Raw genomic sequence first — 15,637 nt, forward strand, 5'->3', positions numbered from 1 at the left:
ACGTCCTCGGCTGCGTCAGCGATGACCGCCGAGATTCATTAATCAGCGTTTCCCTAGGCTTGATTTGCTCGCGCTCTCTCTTGTGGCGCGGTTTCCTGGCGCTTCGTATCGGCCCGCCTCTCAAGCGGGCCGCTTTTTTTGGCGGATTTCATCACTGCGTATCCGGCTTTTCAGGCTATTGCACCGGGTCTACGGTGAGATCAACGACCAATAGCGGGCGGTGTCACCGTGCGCCTTTTCTTGAATGGTTGGCCGCTCGATCTCAGCGGGCCGTGCGGGGGGCTTTTTGGGGGCTGTGGGGAAGTGGTGCGGGGACCGGACTCGAATACTGCCGCGTCATCCTTCACCAACAGGCATCTGCGGTTCTACGCGGAAAAACATACCACCAGAAATACCACCAAGCGCAACACGCTTTGCACCTGCCCCTCTGCCGTTCATTGTTGTCGCAGAGACAACACGGTGAGCTCCTTTGCAGGGCTACTGCCGCAAGACGAGCACGCTTACGCTTTGTCCTGACGGTGACGGCATACGCTGCCTGATGTAAGCCGTGAAACACAACACTGTAAAAGAAACGTGCAAACGCGCACAGCAAGTCTTCACTGCCTTGCGCGCGCACGTCATTGGCCGCGGCAGCAAAAGCTGTTGCGATGCGCGTTACGCAACCCCTCACCATCCGAGGAACGATCCGTGACAGAAGAAGATATCCGCAACAACGCGTTTGCGATGCCCGTGCACAATCCGGCGTATCCACGCCCGCCCTTCCGCTTCATCAATCGGGAATACTTCATCATCTCGTATGAAACGGACATGGATGCGCTTAAGGCCGTCGTTCCGGAACCGCTGACGGTCGACAACGCAATCGTCCACTACGAGTTTATCCGCATGCCCGATTCGTCGGGGTTCGGTGACTACACGGAAAGCGGCCAGGTGATTTCGGTGCGAGATGAGGACGGCAATCGCGCCAACTTCACGCACGCGATGTACCTGGACGACGAAGGCCCGATCGCGGGCGGACGCGAAATCTGGGGGTTTCCCAAAAAGCTGGCTTCGCCGAAGCTCTGCGTCGATGGCAAGGACACGCTGCTCGGCACGCTCGACTACGGAACGCAGCGCATCGCCACCGGAACGATGGGCTACAAGTATCGCGCACTCGAGACGGCGGCCGAGCGCCGCAAGCTCACCGACACGCCCAACTATCTGCTCAAGGTCATTCCGCACGTCGATGGCTCGGTCCGCATTTGCGAACTGGTGCGCTTCTTCCTGCGCGATGTCGATGTGATAGGTGCGTGGGAGGGGCCTGCAGCACTTGAGCTGCATCCGCACGCACTCGCATCAGTTGCAGATCTACCGGTTCGCAAGGTGATCGGCGCACGCCACATCATTGCAAATCTCACGCTCGATGTCGGCGAAGTGGTCTATGACTATCTCGCCCCTGCCGAGTCGTTGAAACTCGCAGTCAACCAGTAAGCTCTCGGAGGACGTATGGCATTGAATGATAAGGTCGCGCTCGTTACGGGTGCAGCAAGCGGTATTGGCGAGCAGTGTGCACGCAAGCTCGCGTCAGACGGCGCGACGGTCGTGATTGCGGATCTGAATCTCGCGAACGCTCAAAATGTCGCTGAAGATATCGTTGCTAATGACGGGAAAGCGGTCGCCGTTGCGATGGACGTAACCAGCGAAGAAGCGGTCAATGCGGGTGTGGCCGACACGGTAAACCAGCTGGGCGGCATCGACGTGCTCGTGTCGAATGCAGGCATCCAGATCGTCAACCGGATCGAGGACTACGCATTTTCCGACTGGAAGAAGATGCTGGCCATTCACCTCGATGGTGCGTTCCTGACGACCAAGGCCGTCATCAAGCATATGTACGCGTCGAACAAAGGTGGCGCTGTGATCTACATGGGCTCGGTGCACTCGCACGAGGCGTCGCAGCTCAAGTCAGCGTATGTGACCGCGAAGCACGGGCTGCTCGGTCTCGCACGGGTCGTCGCGAAAGAAGGCGGACCGCGTGGAGTGCGCGCCAATGTCGTGTGTCCGGGCTTCGTCAGAACCCCGCTGGTCAACAAGCAGATCCCCGAGCAGGCGAAAGCCTTGGGAATCTCCGAGCAGCAGGTCGTGAAGGACGTAATGTTAAAGGAGACGGTCGACGGCGAATTCACGTCGCTAGCCGATGTCGCGAACACGGTTGCATTCCTCGCCGGCTTCGAGTCGAACGCGCTCACCGGACAATCGATTGTGGTCAGCCACGGCTGGTTCATGCAGTAAGGAGACGACAATGTATCCGAGCCAGCGTAACAAGCTGCTGCATCCCCATCGCATCAAGCTCCCCGCCTACGACGAAATCGGACTCGTGCTGCAGGGTGGCGGCGCACTGGGCTCATATCAGGCCGGCGTATATGAAGGCATGGCCGAAGTCGGCGTGGAACCGACGCGAATATCCGGGGTATCAATCGGCGCGCTGAACACGGCGATCATCGCCGGCAATGCGCCTGCGGACCGGGTGGAGGCACTGCGCGGCTTCTGGAACACGATCAGTCAGCCTGCGGATTTCTTCTCACATGTCGGTGCGCGCATTCCAGCGTGGCCGGGGCTTGAAGATATGGGGCGCAGGTGGTCGAGCGCATGGGCTGCGACGCGCACGCTGGTGGAAGGTCAGGACGGGTTCTTCTCCCCGCGCACGCCTATGCCTCTCGCAGGGCTCGGCAGGAAACGTCCTGACCAGGTCAGCTATTACGACACGTCGGCATTGCGCAAAACGCTTTTGCAGTACGCAAACTTCGATCGCATCAATGACGGGAACATTCGCGTATCCGTTGGGGCGGTCAATGTGCGAACGGGCAATCTCGTCTACTTCGACAATTCGACAATGCGTCTGGCACCGGAGCATTTCATCGCATCCGGCGCGCTGCCACCGGGATTTCCGGCCGTCGAGATCGATGGAGAATTCTACTGGGACGGCGGGCTGGTTTCCAACACGCCACTTACCGAGATCATCAAGGAGAGCCAGCATAAGGACACACTCGTCTTCCAGATCGACTTGTGGAGCTCGCGAGGCAAGCTGCCAAGCGACTTCCTCGACGTCAGCGAGCGCACCAAGGACATTCAATATTCAAGCCGTACGCGAGCGATCACCGCGTTCATGTCGCAGAACCAGAAACACGCGCAGATGATCAAGGCGCTGCTCGAACACATTCCCGAAAAAGTGCGGCTTGCGCACCCGTTGTTGCGGGAGGCGCAGAAAACAGCGGATGGCAGTGCGGTGAATGTCGTGCACCTGATCTACAAGAACAAATCGTTCGAGGGGCACTACAAGGATTATGAATTCAGCAAGGATACGATGCGCGAGCATTGGGCGAGCGGCCTCGAGGATATTCGCCGTTCGTTCGGACACCCCGAGTGGTTCGATATCCCGAGCCGCGAAATCGGTTTCGTCACGCGGGACGTGCACCGCTATCGACAGGAGGTCAACGAAATCGCCGGGCTGGGCAAGGAAGCTTTGCCGCCATCGAAACGCTTGCCAGAAGAAGAACCGTTCTCCGTGTGAGAAAGCGGTGCTTTCCTGGGCCGAACATCTTGTGGCTATGGTCCGGCAGTCTGTTCCTGACGCAGTGTGGCCGAGCTTGCAGGGCTACTTCAGCGACATGCAGATTGCCGCATTGTTTATGTATTGGCGTTGCAGCGAGTTGTGGTCGGACGATGGCGTTCTTCGTTGCTGCAGCGTCAATACGGCGGTCAGGGCGGGGCAAGCGTTGGGCGGCCCGGTTCAGGTGGCGCGATGAACGATCTTCAAGACGGGTACATGCAAGCCACAAGGAGAGCACCATGATGTCCCATGAATTGATCGCGCGGTACGGAATGTTAGTCGTATTCCTGAATGTGCCTGGTTCCTCGCTTGGCCTGCCCTTGCCTGTCTTACCGACATTGATCACCGTTGGAGCAGGCACTGCGCTCGCCATACACATTGCGTCATCGACGTTGTTTCATTTCGCGACGATACTAGGCTCCGCTGTGATTGGCGGTGTGCTGGGCGACCTGGTCTGGTTTCAGGGTGGCAAACGATACGGCGAGCGCACGCTCCATACCGTTTGCAAACTGTCGCTCTCGCGTGAAACGTGCGTCAGGAAGACGGAGCGCTTCTTTGGGCGCTGGGGAGTGCGCGTGCTGGTCGTTGCGCGCTTCGTACCAGGCTTGTCGCTCGTTGCCGTGCCGCTGTGCGGTGCGATGGCGGTCAGGTTGCGCTCCTTTGTCTTGCATGATTGCGCGGGCGTTGCGCTGTGGGCATCCGTTGGGCTGGCTATCGGTGCGCTATTCGCGTTGCAGATCGACGTGGTTTTCGTACTTATCTCCCATCTCGGCTGGCAGGCGTTGATCGTGATCGGCATCGCACTGGTGCTTTACGTGTTGTATCGATACTGCCGCAGAATCATGCTGGCAAAAGCGCTCGAAAAGGCGCGGATCAGCGTGGACGAATTGCATGCGTTGCTCGCGAGCAATCCGCGGCCACTCCTGTTCGATATCCGCTCCGCCGAGCGGAGAATGCTCGATCCGTTTGTCATTCCAGGCGCCGTATTTGCCGATGAACGGAAACTGCCGCAGATCGTGGAGCGCTACGGGGCGAACCGGACGCTCGTCATCTATTGTTCATGTCCAAACGAAGTCTCTGCTGCGTGGATGGCCAAGCGGTTGCGACTGGCCGGCGTCAAGCTTGCATTGCCGCTTACAGGCGGTATCGATGCATGGCGTGTGGCGGGCTTCGACGTCGAGCCGATAATAGCGATGAGCGACGCTGCAATCAGTGAAGAAGAGAGAAAACTTTTCGCGCATTGATTACAGGCGTCAACCGGCCCACGCGAGGCGCTCTGGCGGCGATGGTCATTCCAGAATGACGATCCGTTAGCTAATGCCGAGGCCACCTTCCACGGGGTGACCTGCCCTGCTATCCATCCGCCCGGTGTTACCACGGCAACGATCCACGCCGGGACTTCGTCAGGCACGCCGCTCCCTCAGAATGCGAGCCCGCTCCTGTTGCTTGACTTTCCCGACCTGTACCGGAGTCAAATCTGTCGCTTCGACGCCACAAGAATCCACGGACGACCGCGTTCAACCATCTCCGGCCCATTGACCAATCGAAAACTTTGGCCACTCCTCGTACCGGGAAAGTAACGCCGTCAGCACGCCCACACATCCACCGCCCCAAAAAAAACAGCGCACGATGTCACAAATGGCAGTGCTGACACGTCTGGCCTAGCATGGACTCCCCGACCCGCGCCCCCATCTCAGCTTTCCCTTCACGCTGCCCCGCCGCTGGCGCCGACGATCCGTTTGCAAGCAGATTTGCGACCAGTTACGCTGGCGTCGTTTCTTTTCTGGCCGTTGCCAGCGAAGGCAGCTTTGCCCGTGCTGGCGATCGCCTCGGCATTGGTCGTTCCTCGGTTAGCCGCAATGTGCAGAAACTCGAGGCGCAGCTCAACACGCGTCTCTTCCTGCGCACGACTCGCAGCACGTCGCTGACGCGCGAGGGCGAACTCTTCTATGAGAACTGTCAGCCGGGTATGGAGCGCATCACCCAGGCGCTGGAAGACATGCGGGAGCTGCGCAACGGGCCGCCGCGCGGCCATCTGCTCATCGGCTCGACGCCCGGCTTTGGCCGCAAGATTGTCGCGCCGCTGCTGCGAGGCTTTCACACGCAATATCCCGAGATCGCTCTGGAACTGTTGCTGAACGATCGCCCCGCCGACTTCACTGCCGATCGCGTCGACGTATCGTTTCGCGACGGACGCATGGAGGACAGCGGAATCGTAGCGCGGCAGCTGATTCCGATGCAGATGATCGTCTGTGCGTCGCCCGCCTATGCGCGAATTCACGGCATGCCCCGGCATGTCGATGAACTGGCGGATCATCGCTGCATCAACTTCCGGACGGCGTCTGGCCGCGTCCGGGCGTGGGAATTCAAGGTCGACGGTCTCGTGCAGCGGCGCCAGCCTGTCGCGTTGCATACGTTCAACGACGAGGATCTGATCCTGCAGGCGGTGCTCGATGGGGTGGGCATCGCGCAGTTGCCGGCCTATGAGGTTTGCGATCTGCTTGGCAACGGGCAGCTCCTGCGCTGCCTCGCGCAGCATGCACCCGAAGACGGTGGTCACTACCTCTGCTATCTCAGCCGCAAGCATCTTCCGGCCCGGATCCGTGTGTTCATCGACTACATGACCGAGCACACGAGAGCACTCGATCTGCAGTGTCTGACGACGATGACGACGTTATCGTCCGTCGAATGATCTCCCTCAGAACGACGCTGCGTTGACTGATGTTTCTGATGCAACACAGCGGATCCCTCGGCGGCCCTACCGCATGACGTAGCGCACGCCTAAGATGCTTCCTGTACAGACGGCGCGCCAATCGCGGCCTCCGGCGAAACACCGCAAAGTACATACGCAATCTGATGCAAGCCGGATTCTAAAAATTGCCAGCGGTTTGACAGCCGCGCACGTGCTCATGGAGAGACATCGTGAGAATTGTCGTGATTTGTCGCACGGAACTCACCGGCGGTAAAGTCGCCACGGACTTGCGCGCACGCGGTCACGCCGTTGTTGCGGCCTCGCCCACATCGGGTGTCAACGCAATGACGGGCGAAGGCCTGAAGGAAGCACTGACGGTCACCAATGCACGTCTTGGCACCGTGAACTTCGACGTCGTTAAAAGAGACGCACGCCGCGCGATAAGCGGCAAGCATCCACGAGGCACACCATGACAACATTGCGTCCACCGCCGCTGACATTGCTCGACAAGTATTACGGGCAAGACGCGCAAACGCTGTATTCAACCACCGTCACCGTAACAGGCGGCGACGCGGGTCACGGACGCGCGTCGGGCATTGCCCGCTCCGAGGACGGCCAGCTCGTAGTCGACCTGCGAATACCGGAGGCACTAGGCGGCCCTGGCGGCGGCACCAATCCGGAGCAGCTATTCGCAGCGGGCTACGCAGCATGCTTTCATGGCGCGATGAGTCTGCTTGCGGCCCGGTCGGGCATTCCGATTCCCGGCGCCTCCGTGCACGTCACGGTCGACTTCGGCCGCGACCCGATCGATGGCTTGTTCAAGCTGACGGCGCACACCCGTGTCCGTTTGCCCGGTGTCGAGCGCGCCGTCGCAGGGGAACTGGTGCGCAACACGGAACGCTTTTGTCCTTACACCAAGATGGCACGGCATGGAATTGAGAACGTCGTCGCGCTTATGCCACCGGACGACGACAGCAACTCATAACGCCGCGTGCCTGACGTCTTGAGGAAACCTGAACATGAACGAAATCGGTCCTGTCGCAGTAAGGCGGTCCGCTATGATGAGCTAACCGACATGAACGACTGAAACTCTCGTTGCCAACTGCGTGTGACGCGCCCGCGAGGGGCGCTCCTCCGTCACCGCGACCGTGCCCGGTCGGTCGTCTGGCCGTACGTTACCGGCCATAGTAGGCAGCAAAAGACGCCTTGCCGAGCACCTTGTCACCCAACGCCTTGTTCAGTGCAAAACCATGTAGGGCCGCGGTGCCCGTCTTTGGAATGCCCGCTGCGGCGTAGAGATCGTCGACCGACAATGCATACAGCGTAAAGATATAACGGTGGGGCTTGTCGCCCACCGGCGGGCAGGGGCCACCATAGTTGCCGTTAGCTCCTGCCGCGCCAGTGTCCTGGAAGTCGTTCATGCCAGGATTGGCGCCGACGGGCAAACGGGACGGATCGTTGCCGGCACCTCGCGGCAGTTGTGCAGCGGCTGCGGGAATGTTGTAGACCGTCCAGTGCCACCAACCGCTACCGGTCGGCGCATCCGGGTCGTATACCTGTAGTGCGAACGACCGCGTCCCCGCCGGCGCATTTTTCCAGACAAGTGCGGGTGACACGTTTCCACCGGTACAACCGAAAGCGTTGAGCACGAATTTGTTATCGATCTTGCCGCCCGGAGCAATGTCGGGGCTCGAGAGCTTGAAGTCGGTCGGCGGCTGCGCAACGGCCGACGCAGCCAGAAGGATGGACAGACTTGTGGCAGACAAAAGACCGCACAGTAGCTTCATTGAATTCCTCGCGTATGTGAAGTGGTCTTACTCAGTGAGCACCCGCCGCCCCACCGCCGCCCTTGCCGGGCTTAGTGAGCCAGACCAGCGGAATGATCACAATGAAGATCATTGATGATAGCCAGAAAATGTCGTTCAGCCCGAGCATCGCAGCCTGCGCATTCAGCGAGCGTTCGAAAAATGCGGCGGCCTGGTCCATGCCGCCGCCGAGCGTCGCATGGAGGTTCGCGATGGCGCTCATGTAGTCAGGGTTGGTCACGTCCGACTGTTCGGCGAGTTGCGCATGATGCAGGATAGTGCGGTCGTTCCAGCCCGTCGAGATCAATGACGTGCCGACGCCGCCCGCGAACACGCGCACGAAGTTGGACAGGCCGGCGGCCGCCGGAATCTTGTCGGGTGACAGCCCTGACAGGACGATTGCGGTAAGGGGGGTAAAAAAGAGCGCCATGGGAATGCCTTGCAACAGCGTTGGCAGCACCAGCGTATAAGGGTCGACGCCCGTCGTGTAGTGCGAGCGCATGAAGAACACGCCTGCAAAGCCGAGGAAGGCCAGCGTCGCGAGCACCCGTGCATCGGACTTCGGCATAATCTTCGCCATCACGGGTGCGAGCAGCACGGCGAAAATCCCAAGCGGCGCGGTCACGAGACCCGCATCCACCGAACGATAGCCGAGATAGCCCTGGATCCACTGCGGCAAGATCACGAGGTTCGAGAAAAACACCGCATACGAGACCGAGATCGCAATCGTGCCGCCGCGGAAATTGCGTCCTGCGAAGAGGCGAAGATCGACAATCGGGTTCTTCTCCGTGAACTCCCAGATGAGGAAGAACAGGAAGCTGATCGCCGCGACGATCGCAAGAATGCAGATCACGGGAGAGCTGAACCAGTCGAGATCCTTGCCCTTGTCGAGCATGATTTGCAGCGACGCGACCCACACGACGAGTGACATCAGGCCAACCTTGTCGATGGGCAGTTTGCGCGCCGGCGTCTCGCGGTCGCGGTAGATCATCCACGTCACGGCCGCGGCAAACAGACCCACGGGAATGTTGATATAGAAGATCCACGACCAGCTATAGCTGTCGGTGATCCAGCCGCCCAGCGCAGGACCTGCAATCGGTCCGACCGTCGCCGTCATCGCCCACAGCGACAGCGCCGTCGAACTTCTTTCCTTCGGATACGAGCCGAGCAGAATCGCCTGCGAGAGAGGAATCAGCGGGCCCGCGACGGCTCCCTGCAATACGCGCGCAGCGAGTAGCACGATCAGGTTCGGCGCGACGCCGCACAGCCACGAGGAGAACACGAATAGCACGATTGCAGCCACGAACAGCTTGATCTGACCGACGCGCTGCGTGAGCCAGCCCGTCAGTGGAATCGCGACGGCATTCGCTGCCGAGAAGAGCGTGATCACCCATGTGCCTTCGTCGACGGATACGCCGAGGTTGCCCGAGATGGTTGGAATCGCAACGTTGGCAATAGACGAATCGAGTACGTTCATAAACGTCGCGAGCGCGACGGCGATTGTCGCGAGAACCAGCTTTCCGCCTGTCAACGGAGGCGGTGCAAGTTGCGTCGAGGAATTCATCTCGCTTCCAGTCTGAAGTTATCGACAGATCCGGCGCATTGATCCGGCCTGTCAGACTATTGAATAAACCAGGGCGCGGCCACGAGGTGCGCCCCGGGATGCGATTTAACCTGCTCGCTGTTTAGCGCCACTCTTGTCGCTTGCGTCGCGCTTTGCGGAAGGTACCGACGATACGACGTTGCCCGTGGACCCAGCATGCAAAGGGACAATGTTCTGCGCGATGATCTTCTCGATCTCGGCATCTGCCTGCGCGCCGTATTCGGCAAACACATCGGTGCGATACGACGTGTTCATCGCCGCGCCGAGCTGCGGGCCGGTGTTGTTGCGCGTATCCACATCGACATCCATCGACAGGCCGATGCGCAGAGGATGCGCTTCGAGTTCCTTCTGATCGAGCTGGATACGTGCTGGCAGACGCTGAACGATCTTGATCCAGTTTCCCGTCGCGTTCTGCGCCGGCAAGCTCGCGAATGCGCTGCCAGTGCCCGCAGAGAAGCCCACGACGCGGCCGTGATACTTCACCTTCCCGCCATACACATCGGCCGTCAGCGTGACGGGTTGACCGATACGCATGCTGCGCAACTGACTTTCCTTGTAGTTCGCATCGACCCACACGCCATCGAGTGGCACGATCGCCATCAAAGGCGTACCCGGCGACACCCGCTGGCCGACCTGCACCGAACGCTTCGCGACATAGCCTGTGACGGGCGCGGGCAACGTGTTGCGCGCATACGCGAGATACGCATCGCGCACCCTCGACGCGGCGGCTTGCACGTTCGGGTGCTGTTCGATCGTCGTGCGGTCGGTCAACGCACGGTTGGCTTGCGCCTGTTGACGCGCGGCGTCGAGCGCGGCCCGCGCGGCCGTCACGGTGTCGCGAGCGTGCGCGATGTCTTCGGCCGACACCGCCCCCGTATCGGCGACGGCCTGGCGGCGGTGCAGATCGTCCTGCGCGCGGGCCAGATCGGACTGCTTCTGCGTGACGTTCGCTGCATAGAAATCGTTGTTCACATACAGGCTGCTCACCTGCCGCACGGTCTGCCCGAGCGTCGCTTCGGCGTTGCCGAGTGCGATTTTCGCGTCGGCGTTGTCGAGCGTAACGACGCGGTCGCCCGCCTTGACGATCTGCGTATCGTCGGCATTCACGGCAACGACGGTGCCCGCCACCTGCGGCGTCAGCTGCACGAGGTTGCCGCTGACGTACGCATCGTCGGTGGATTCATGGTAGCGCGCATAGGTCATGTAATACGCGCCATAAGCCGCCGCCGACACGACGACAGCCACGCCGAGCAGCGCGAGCAGCGCCTTGCGCTTGCGTGTGTTGGGTTCGCTTGCAACAGAAACTTTCGTCTGTGCCGCATCATGTTTCGCGCCTGCCGCTTGGGTTTCCTGGCGCTCCGTTGCATCGATTTCGCTCATTTCAAGTCTCCAGACAGATTCGGTAGGCAGCCGCTCAGCGCGCGGCGACGACAGGCGTGTTGGGTGCGGACGCGTCGGCGCGCGGCGCTGCTGCAGAGTCTGCGTTCGACGTGTCGACGAAACCGCCGCCCAGCGCAGAAGCCAGTGCAATCTGCTGGTCGAGGCGGTTCATGTGCAAATTCGCGACGCTCTGATTGGCGGAAAGCGCGTTAACGTCGGCATTCAATACGGTCAGTTGATTCGTGAGACCGGCCTTGTATTGCACAAGCGCGAGTTCGGCGGCTTTGCGGGCGGCGTCCTGCGCGGTCTGCGCATCGACAAGCTGCGCATCGGTCGAACGCACGTCGGCGAGTTGCGTTGCGACTTCGCTCAACGCTGTCACGAGAGCCTGGTTGTAGGTCGCGACGGCATAGTCGAAATCGGCATAGCGGCCCTTCAGTTGCGCACGCAGTTCGCCTGCGTCAAAGATCGGCAGGTGGATTGCCGGACCGGCCGATGCCGTGCGGCTCGCCGCCGTCAGAAAGCGGCCGAAGCCGAAAGCGTCGAACCCGATTGCGGCGCTCAGGTTGATGTCGGGATAAAACTCGGCCTTCGCTTCCTTCACGCCTTGCGTCATCGCGTCGACGCGCCAACGCGCAGCGACGATCTCTGGGCGGCGGCTTACGAGATCGGCGGGCAGGTTGTTGGGCAGACGCACCTCGTCGCCAATACCAAGCGTCGGCCGTGCGATATGCAGGCCACGGTCGGGACCCGCGCCGAGCAGCGCGGCGATCTGATAACGCGTCGTGAGGATCTGCCCATCGAACGATTTCAGCGTGGCGCGGCTCGTTGCAAGATTGGCCTGTGCGGTCTTGCGTTCGACTTCCGTTTCCAGGCCCGTCGCGATGCGGCCCGCAGTAATACGGTCGATCTGCTCGCGCTGCGTGATTTCCTGTTGTGCGATATCGCGCAACGCATACAGACGCGCGAGTTGGTTGTACGTGCGGGCAATCGACGTCGTCAGAGTCAGCTTGACGATTTCCGCGTCCGCCTCGCTCGCCTGAAGTTGCGAGATTGCCGCTTTGAGCGCTTCACGGTTCTTGCCCCACAGGTCGAGGTCATAGGAAGCGCTCAGCAGGCCCTTGTTCTCCGTCTGCCACGAGCCGCCAAATGGAGGCGGTATAAATGTTGTGTTCGAGAACTGTTGGCGCGTGAGCGAATAGCTTGCATCGACGCGCGGCATCGTGCTCGCCTTCGCCGTTTCGCTGTAGGCCGATGCGGCCGCAACGCGGGCATGCGCCTGGTCGAGCGTCGGGCTGCTCTGCAACGCTTCGTCGATCAGCGCCTTCAGTTGAGCGTCGCCGAACTGGTCAGCCCAATTGGCGCTGGGCCAATGACCTTGTTCAGCGGGAAGGCTTTGCCGCGTCGCATACTGCTTCGGATCGGCCGTTTTCGCGTCGCTGTGAATGCCGGCGTAGTTCACGCACGCCGACAGCACGGCCGCCAACATCGCCGAGACACCCAGCTTCAGCGCGCGTGATACGCGCTGTTCCGTGTGTGACTGAATGTTCATTTTCTGACCTATCAGATCGTTGAGTAAAAGAGTTCTTCGTAGAGAATCGCGATGCACATCTGGTGCGACCTCGACGACACGCAGTGCGGCCTAAACAGCGACTGTCCCGACGAGTCGGCTTCGCGCGGTCATGGGGGGCATGCATTCCGTCCTCGCCAGCGCAAGGAGCGTCTTGATACCTGTCCACGGATTCCTTAAGCACCTGCGTACCTGTTCACTACGCCCGACGCCTAGTACACACCATGTGCAGAAGTGTTCGCAGTTATTGGTCAGCAACCGATATTGGTCTTCGCCGAGGCGAGCTCTGGCTCTCTCCACGGCATCAGTTCCGATATAAATGGCCTCTGGTTCAGACTGAACTTTTATTCCCTTTCCTACTGCAAAAGCGTGCAGCGGAATATATTCAACGGGACGCCGCTTCGCGGAATGATGAAAGCCCCCATAGTGAATAACCTGCCCATTCCCCGCATAAATTCCGTGGTGTGTGTAGCCTTCCCGCTCACTAACAAGATGGGCACCAACTGCGATGACGCGTTCTGTGCTGGTCAACGCCGGCGAAGTTGCGAGCCAATCAACGTATGGAGTTTCCATGGCGAGCTACCAATGTCATAGCCGTGATGAGTTCAGTGCCACCGGCCGACCTCTTTCATAAGCACACCGAATAGCCACTCCCCGTCCCCGGGGCCGAAGGCAAAGCGAGTCCTTCCGAGGAGGCTCCCCTCAGGAAAAGTGGCCACTTCATCACAGTGGATTTACATTCACCCGCCGCCGACAAATGGGCGGCCAGGAAGATGGAGCGGCGCGGTCGCCTCAATCACACCCATGCGGATTGCTAATCCAGTTGGATGTCCGCTTGCGAGCCGCGTCTTTCAGTCCTCATGCTCGCTGGCTATGGAAGATCGCGCCTGGGAGGCAGATATCAGACTCAGAAAATACCGCTGAACGAGACAGCAATTGCAAGCCCCACACTGATCGCAGATAGCATGATCCAGCCTACAAACACCGACAGGGGTCCGAGACGAAACATGACGCCCTCCACTAACGACCTCAACGACCTGTCAACGCAGTCGAGTCAATCGCGAAGCCATGTTGGAATAGTAGGCGCCGAGTCCCGACCTCGGTAGATACGCATCAGAACACTCACTGTTGCCGCGTAGACACCAATAAGCGCCGCCACGGTACCGCTCCCGAAGCTGGTGAGGCTGAGCAGCCTTCCACCAGCGACGCGCTTGAAAGGAGAGTATCGGCCAATTTGTGTTGTTTGCGCTTCCGCTCAACAATAAGCATGGCCAACAAAAATCCGTGAGGAAGCTCGAGCAGACGATGGCGAAAACCAATGAGAGCAACGCCACGTGGGTACTGAGACCTGGTTCGAACCGGTTACTCAGCTCGCCGAAGCTGACCGGCTGGGCGTGCACACACAAATTGATGGACCGATTTGCAAACTAGATGATGGATGCCGAGCACGCGGTGCTGTCGGACGGCAATGTCCATTCGACGTGTGCGCGCTTGACGGAATTGAGGCGGCTACGTTTGTAATTGAGGCAGCGCCACGATATATGAGCACGGTGGCCTTAAACGCAGCATTTGAAGAGCGCACAAGGGTTCCAGAGCGGGCCGGGATATGTACGATTTCGTCGACCATGATGGCTCTTTGAGGAGGAAAGTGATTGAAGCCCCCAGCCGGTCATCATCGCCGTCAATATTTTTGTGCAATGTGGGTGGGGTTTGTGACCGCGATGCATATCGACAATGCGACCGCACCACCTATGGGGCCCGTGAACCGCTTCACGCTTCACGCCCGCTTTCCAAATAGTCCAGATTGAATTCTCCCAGGCAAAACGGGTTGAGCGCCCGAATCTCCTCCGTCATGAAATCGACAAACACGCGAATGCGTGACGGCAAATTCTGTCGGCAGAGATAGCAGATATAGTGGCCCCGGTCGTCCGGCACATACCGCTTTAAGGCCATGACGAGTTCATTGCGCGCGATGTAATCACATATCTGATAGCCCGGCATCTGGGCGATTCCGCGACCTTCCAGGACTGCCTGCAATACCAGGTCTGCATCATTGAAAGCCAATCTGGCGGTCGGCAGATACTTTCGCATATGGCCGTCGACCTTGAAATCCCACTCAAAGACGCGACCGTTCGATCTCAAGTTGATACAGTTGTGCTGCCTCAGATCTTCCAGCGTAGATGGCAGTCCTCGCTCTTCGGCATAGGTACGGGACGCGCAGAGTACCATCTGCATTGGAATCAACTGTTTTGCAATGATGCTGGAATCCTCGATGCACCCATCGCGAAACGCGACATCGATCTGTTCTGCAGCGAAATCGGCTGGCCTGTCATCCAGAAGCAGGTCGACTGCGATATCGGGGTAGGCCTCGGAGAACCTGAAAAGCAGCGGAGCGATTACTTTGCGTCCAAATCCAACTGTCGAGCGGACCCGAAGGAAGCCACGAGGTGGACCTTGGCGGAGATCCAGCATGTCGTTCATTGCCTCGACGATATGGGTCACGCCCTGGTTGCAGTTCTCGAAGAACCTCTCGCCCTCCTGTGTCAGGTTTGTTGACCTTGTCGTTCGGAGAAAAAGGCGAGTGCTTAGCTGTGTTTCAAGCTTCTGAACATTTCGACAGACAGCCGAGCGTCCGATCCCCAATCGTTCCCCGGCTTTGGCGAAGCTTCCCTCGGTCGCGACCGCCATGAACGCGATGATCCCTGCGTAGCTCGTCGCAAAACAGGTCGACAAGGCGTCAGCGCTATTGGGCAAGCCAACGCGAAAGCCTCGCGGCGATGTATCCGATTGATCCATTGACGGCCCTCACTACTGACGCATGAACGGGTGAGCTCTCCGAGGCGCGAGCATGGGTTCTGGCGCCGACAACGACTATCGTGTTGCAGCTATGAAGTGACCGTGATCGACGCTGCCCTGGCGAGACGGGAAACGCCTGTGAATGCAGCCCGGGACGACCGTCGCGCCGCAGCCCGGGACGCAGCCTCCAACCGGACAGATACCAGCG

13 protein-coding genes are annotated in these 15,637 nt (G+C 59.7%); 7 read left to right on the forward strand and 6 right to left on the reverse strand.

Annotated features, from left to right (window positions below; all coding sequences use genetic code 11):
- The first annotated feature begins 687 nt into the window (after window positions 1-687).
- From BN2475_RS09100 to BN2475_RS09135, 7 genes are all read left to right on the forward strand, one after another.
- The gene (locus BN2475_RS09100) at window positions 688-1,467 is read left to right on the forward strand and encodes an acetoacetate decarboxylase (protein ID WP_094779210.1); all 780 of its coding nucleotides are present in this window, start codon (window positions 688-690) and stop codon (window positions 1,465-1,467) included.
- A gap of 15 nt (window positions 1,468-1,482) precedes the next feature.
- Window positions 1,483-2,265: a 3-hydroxybutyrate dehydrogenase gene (locus tag BN2475_RS09105; RefSeq protein ID WP_094779211.1), complete on the forward strand. Its 783-nt coding sequence runs from the start codon at window positions 1,483-1,485 to the stop codon at window positions 2,263-2,265.
- 10 nt (window positions 2,266-2,275) lie between these two features.
- A complete protein-coding gene (locus BN2475_RS09110; protein WP_094779212.1) occupies window positions 2,276-3,544 on the forward strand; it encodes a DUF3734 domain-containing protein in 1,269 nt (422 codons plus the stop codon).
- Window positions 3,545-3,822: 278 nt separating this feature from the next.
- Window positions 3,823-4,827: a DedA family protein/thiosulfate sulfurtransferase GlpE gene (locus BN2475_RS09120; protein WP_094779214.1), complete on the forward strand. Its 1,005-nt coding sequence runs from the start codon at window positions 3,823-3,825 to the stop codon at window positions 4,825-4,827.
- A gap of 422 nt (window positions 4,828-5,249) precedes the next feature.
- Window positions 5,250-6,275 (forward strand): LysR family transcriptional regulator, encoded by a 1,026-nt coding sequence (locus tag BN2475_RS09125; protein WP_094779215.1) that lies wholly within the window; start codon window positions 5,250-5,252, stop codon window positions 6,273-6,275.
- 230 nt (window positions 6,276-6,505) lie between these two features.
- On the forward strand, window positions 6,506-6,748 hold the full coding sequence (locus tag BN2475_RS36505; RefSeq protein WP_174641905.1) for a hypothetical protein: 243 nt from the start codon (window positions 6,506-6,508) through the stop codon (window positions 6,746-6,748).
- Entirely contained in the window at window positions 6,745-7,260 is a 516-nt protein-coding gene (locus BN2475_RS09135) for an Ohr family peroxiredoxin (RefSeq protein ID WP_094779216.1), read from the forward strand. Before BN2475_RS36505 ends, BN2475_RS09135 begins: the two co-directional genes overlap by 4 nt.
- A 190-nt stretch (window positions 7,261-7,450) precedes the next feature.
- Here the strand turns inward: BN2475_RS09135 and BN2475_RS09140 are convergent, their stop codons facing one another.
- From BN2475_RS09140 to BN2475_RS09165, 6 genes are all read right to left on the reverse strand, one after another.
- Window positions 7,451-8,062 (reverse strand): YbhB/YbcL family Raf kinase inhibitor-like protein, encoded by a 612-nt coding sequence (locus tag BN2475_RS09140; RefSeq protein WP_094779217.1) that lies wholly within the window; start codon window positions 8,060-8,062, stop codon window positions 7,451-7,453.
- Window positions 8,063-8,093: 31 nt separating this feature from the next.
- Entirely contained in the window at window positions 8,094-9,644 is a 1,551-nt protein-coding gene (locus BN2475_RS09145; protein ID WP_094779218.1) for a DHA2 family efflux MFS transporter permease subunit, read from the reverse strand.
- 105 nt (window positions 9,645-9,749) lie between these two features.
- Window positions 9,750-11,063: an HlyD/EmrA/EmrK family protein gene (locus BN2475_RS09150; protein ID WP_094779219.1), complete on the reverse strand. Its 1,314-nt coding sequence runs from the start codon at window positions 11,061-11,063 to the stop codon at window positions 9,750-9,752.
- A gap of 34 nt (window positions 11,064-11,097) precedes the next feature.
- Window positions 11,098-12,615, reverse strand: coding sequence for an efflux transporter outer membrane subunit (locus tag BN2475_RS09155; protein WP_094779220.1), 1,518 nt, complete (start codon window positions 12,613-12,615; stop codon window positions 11,098-11,100).
- 90 nt (window positions 12,616-12,705) lie between these two features.
- A complete protein-coding gene (locus tag BN2475_RS09160) occupies window positions 12,706-13,206 on the reverse strand; it encodes a lecithin retinol acyltransferase family protein (RefSeq protein ID WP_094779221.1) in 501 nt (166 codons plus the stop codon).
- 1,197 nt (window positions 13,207-14,403) lie between these two features.
- Window positions 14,404-15,429: a LysR family transcriptional regulator gene (locus BN2475_RS09165; RefSeq protein ID WP_094779222.1), complete on the reverse strand. Its 1,026-nt coding sequence runs from the start codon at window positions 15,427-15,429 to the stop codon at window positions 14,404-14,406.
- Between the last annotated feature and the right edge of the window lie 208 nt (window positions 15,430-15,637).

This window comes from Paraburkholderia ribeironis (assembly GCF_900019265.1).
Lineage (GTDB): Bacteria > Pseudomonadota > Gammaproteobacteria > Burkholderiales > Burkholderiaceae > Paraburkholderia > Paraburkholderia ribeironis.

Bases quoted from the DNA above. Each gene is read 5' to 3' on its own strand.
- BN2475_RS09135 (WP_094779216.1), top strand. From the start codon at position 6,745: ATGACAACATTGCGTCCACCGCCGCTGACATTGCTCGACAAGTATTAC.
- BN2475_RS09120 (WP_094779214.1), top strand. From the start codon at position 3,823: ATGATGTCCCATGAATTGATCGCGCGGTACGGAATGTTAGTCGTATTC.
- BN2475_RS09155 (WP_094779220.1), bottom strand. From the start codon at position 12,615: ATGAACATTCAGTCACACACGGAACAGCGCGTATCACGCGCGCTGAAG.
- BN2475_RS09140 (WP_094779217.1), bottom strand. From the start codon at position 8,062: ATGAAGCTACTGTGCGGTCTTTTGTCTGCCACAAGTCTGTCCATCCTT.
- BN2475_RS09125 (WP_094779215.1), top strand. From the start codon at position 5,250: ATGGACTCCCCGACCCGCGCCCCCATCTCAGCTTTCCCTTCACGCTGC.
- BN2475_RS09160 (WP_094779221.1), bottom strand. From the start codon at position 13,206: ATGGAAACTCCATACGTTGATTGGCTCGCAACTTCGCCGGCGTTGACC.
- BN2475_RS09105 (WP_094779211.1), top strand. From the start codon at position 1,483: ATGGCATTGAATGATAAGGTCGCGCTCGTTACGGGTGCAGCAAGCGGT.
- BN2475_RS09165 (WP_094779222.1), bottom strand. From the start codon at position 15,429: ATGGATCAATCGGATACATCGCCGCGAGGCTTTCGCGTTGGCTTGCCC.
- BN2475_RS09145 (WP_094779218.1), bottom strand. From the start codon at position 9,644: ATGAATTCCTCGACGCAACTTGCACCGCCTCCGTTGACAGGCGGAAAG.
- BN2475_RS09110 (WP_094779212.1), top strand. From the start codon at position 2,276: ATGTATCCGAGCCAGCGTAACAAGCTGCTGCATCCCCATCGCATCAAG.
- BN2475_RS09150 (WP_094779219.1), bottom strand. From the start codon at position 11,063: ATGAGCGAAATCGATGCAACGGAGCGCCAGGAAACCCAAGCGGCAGGC.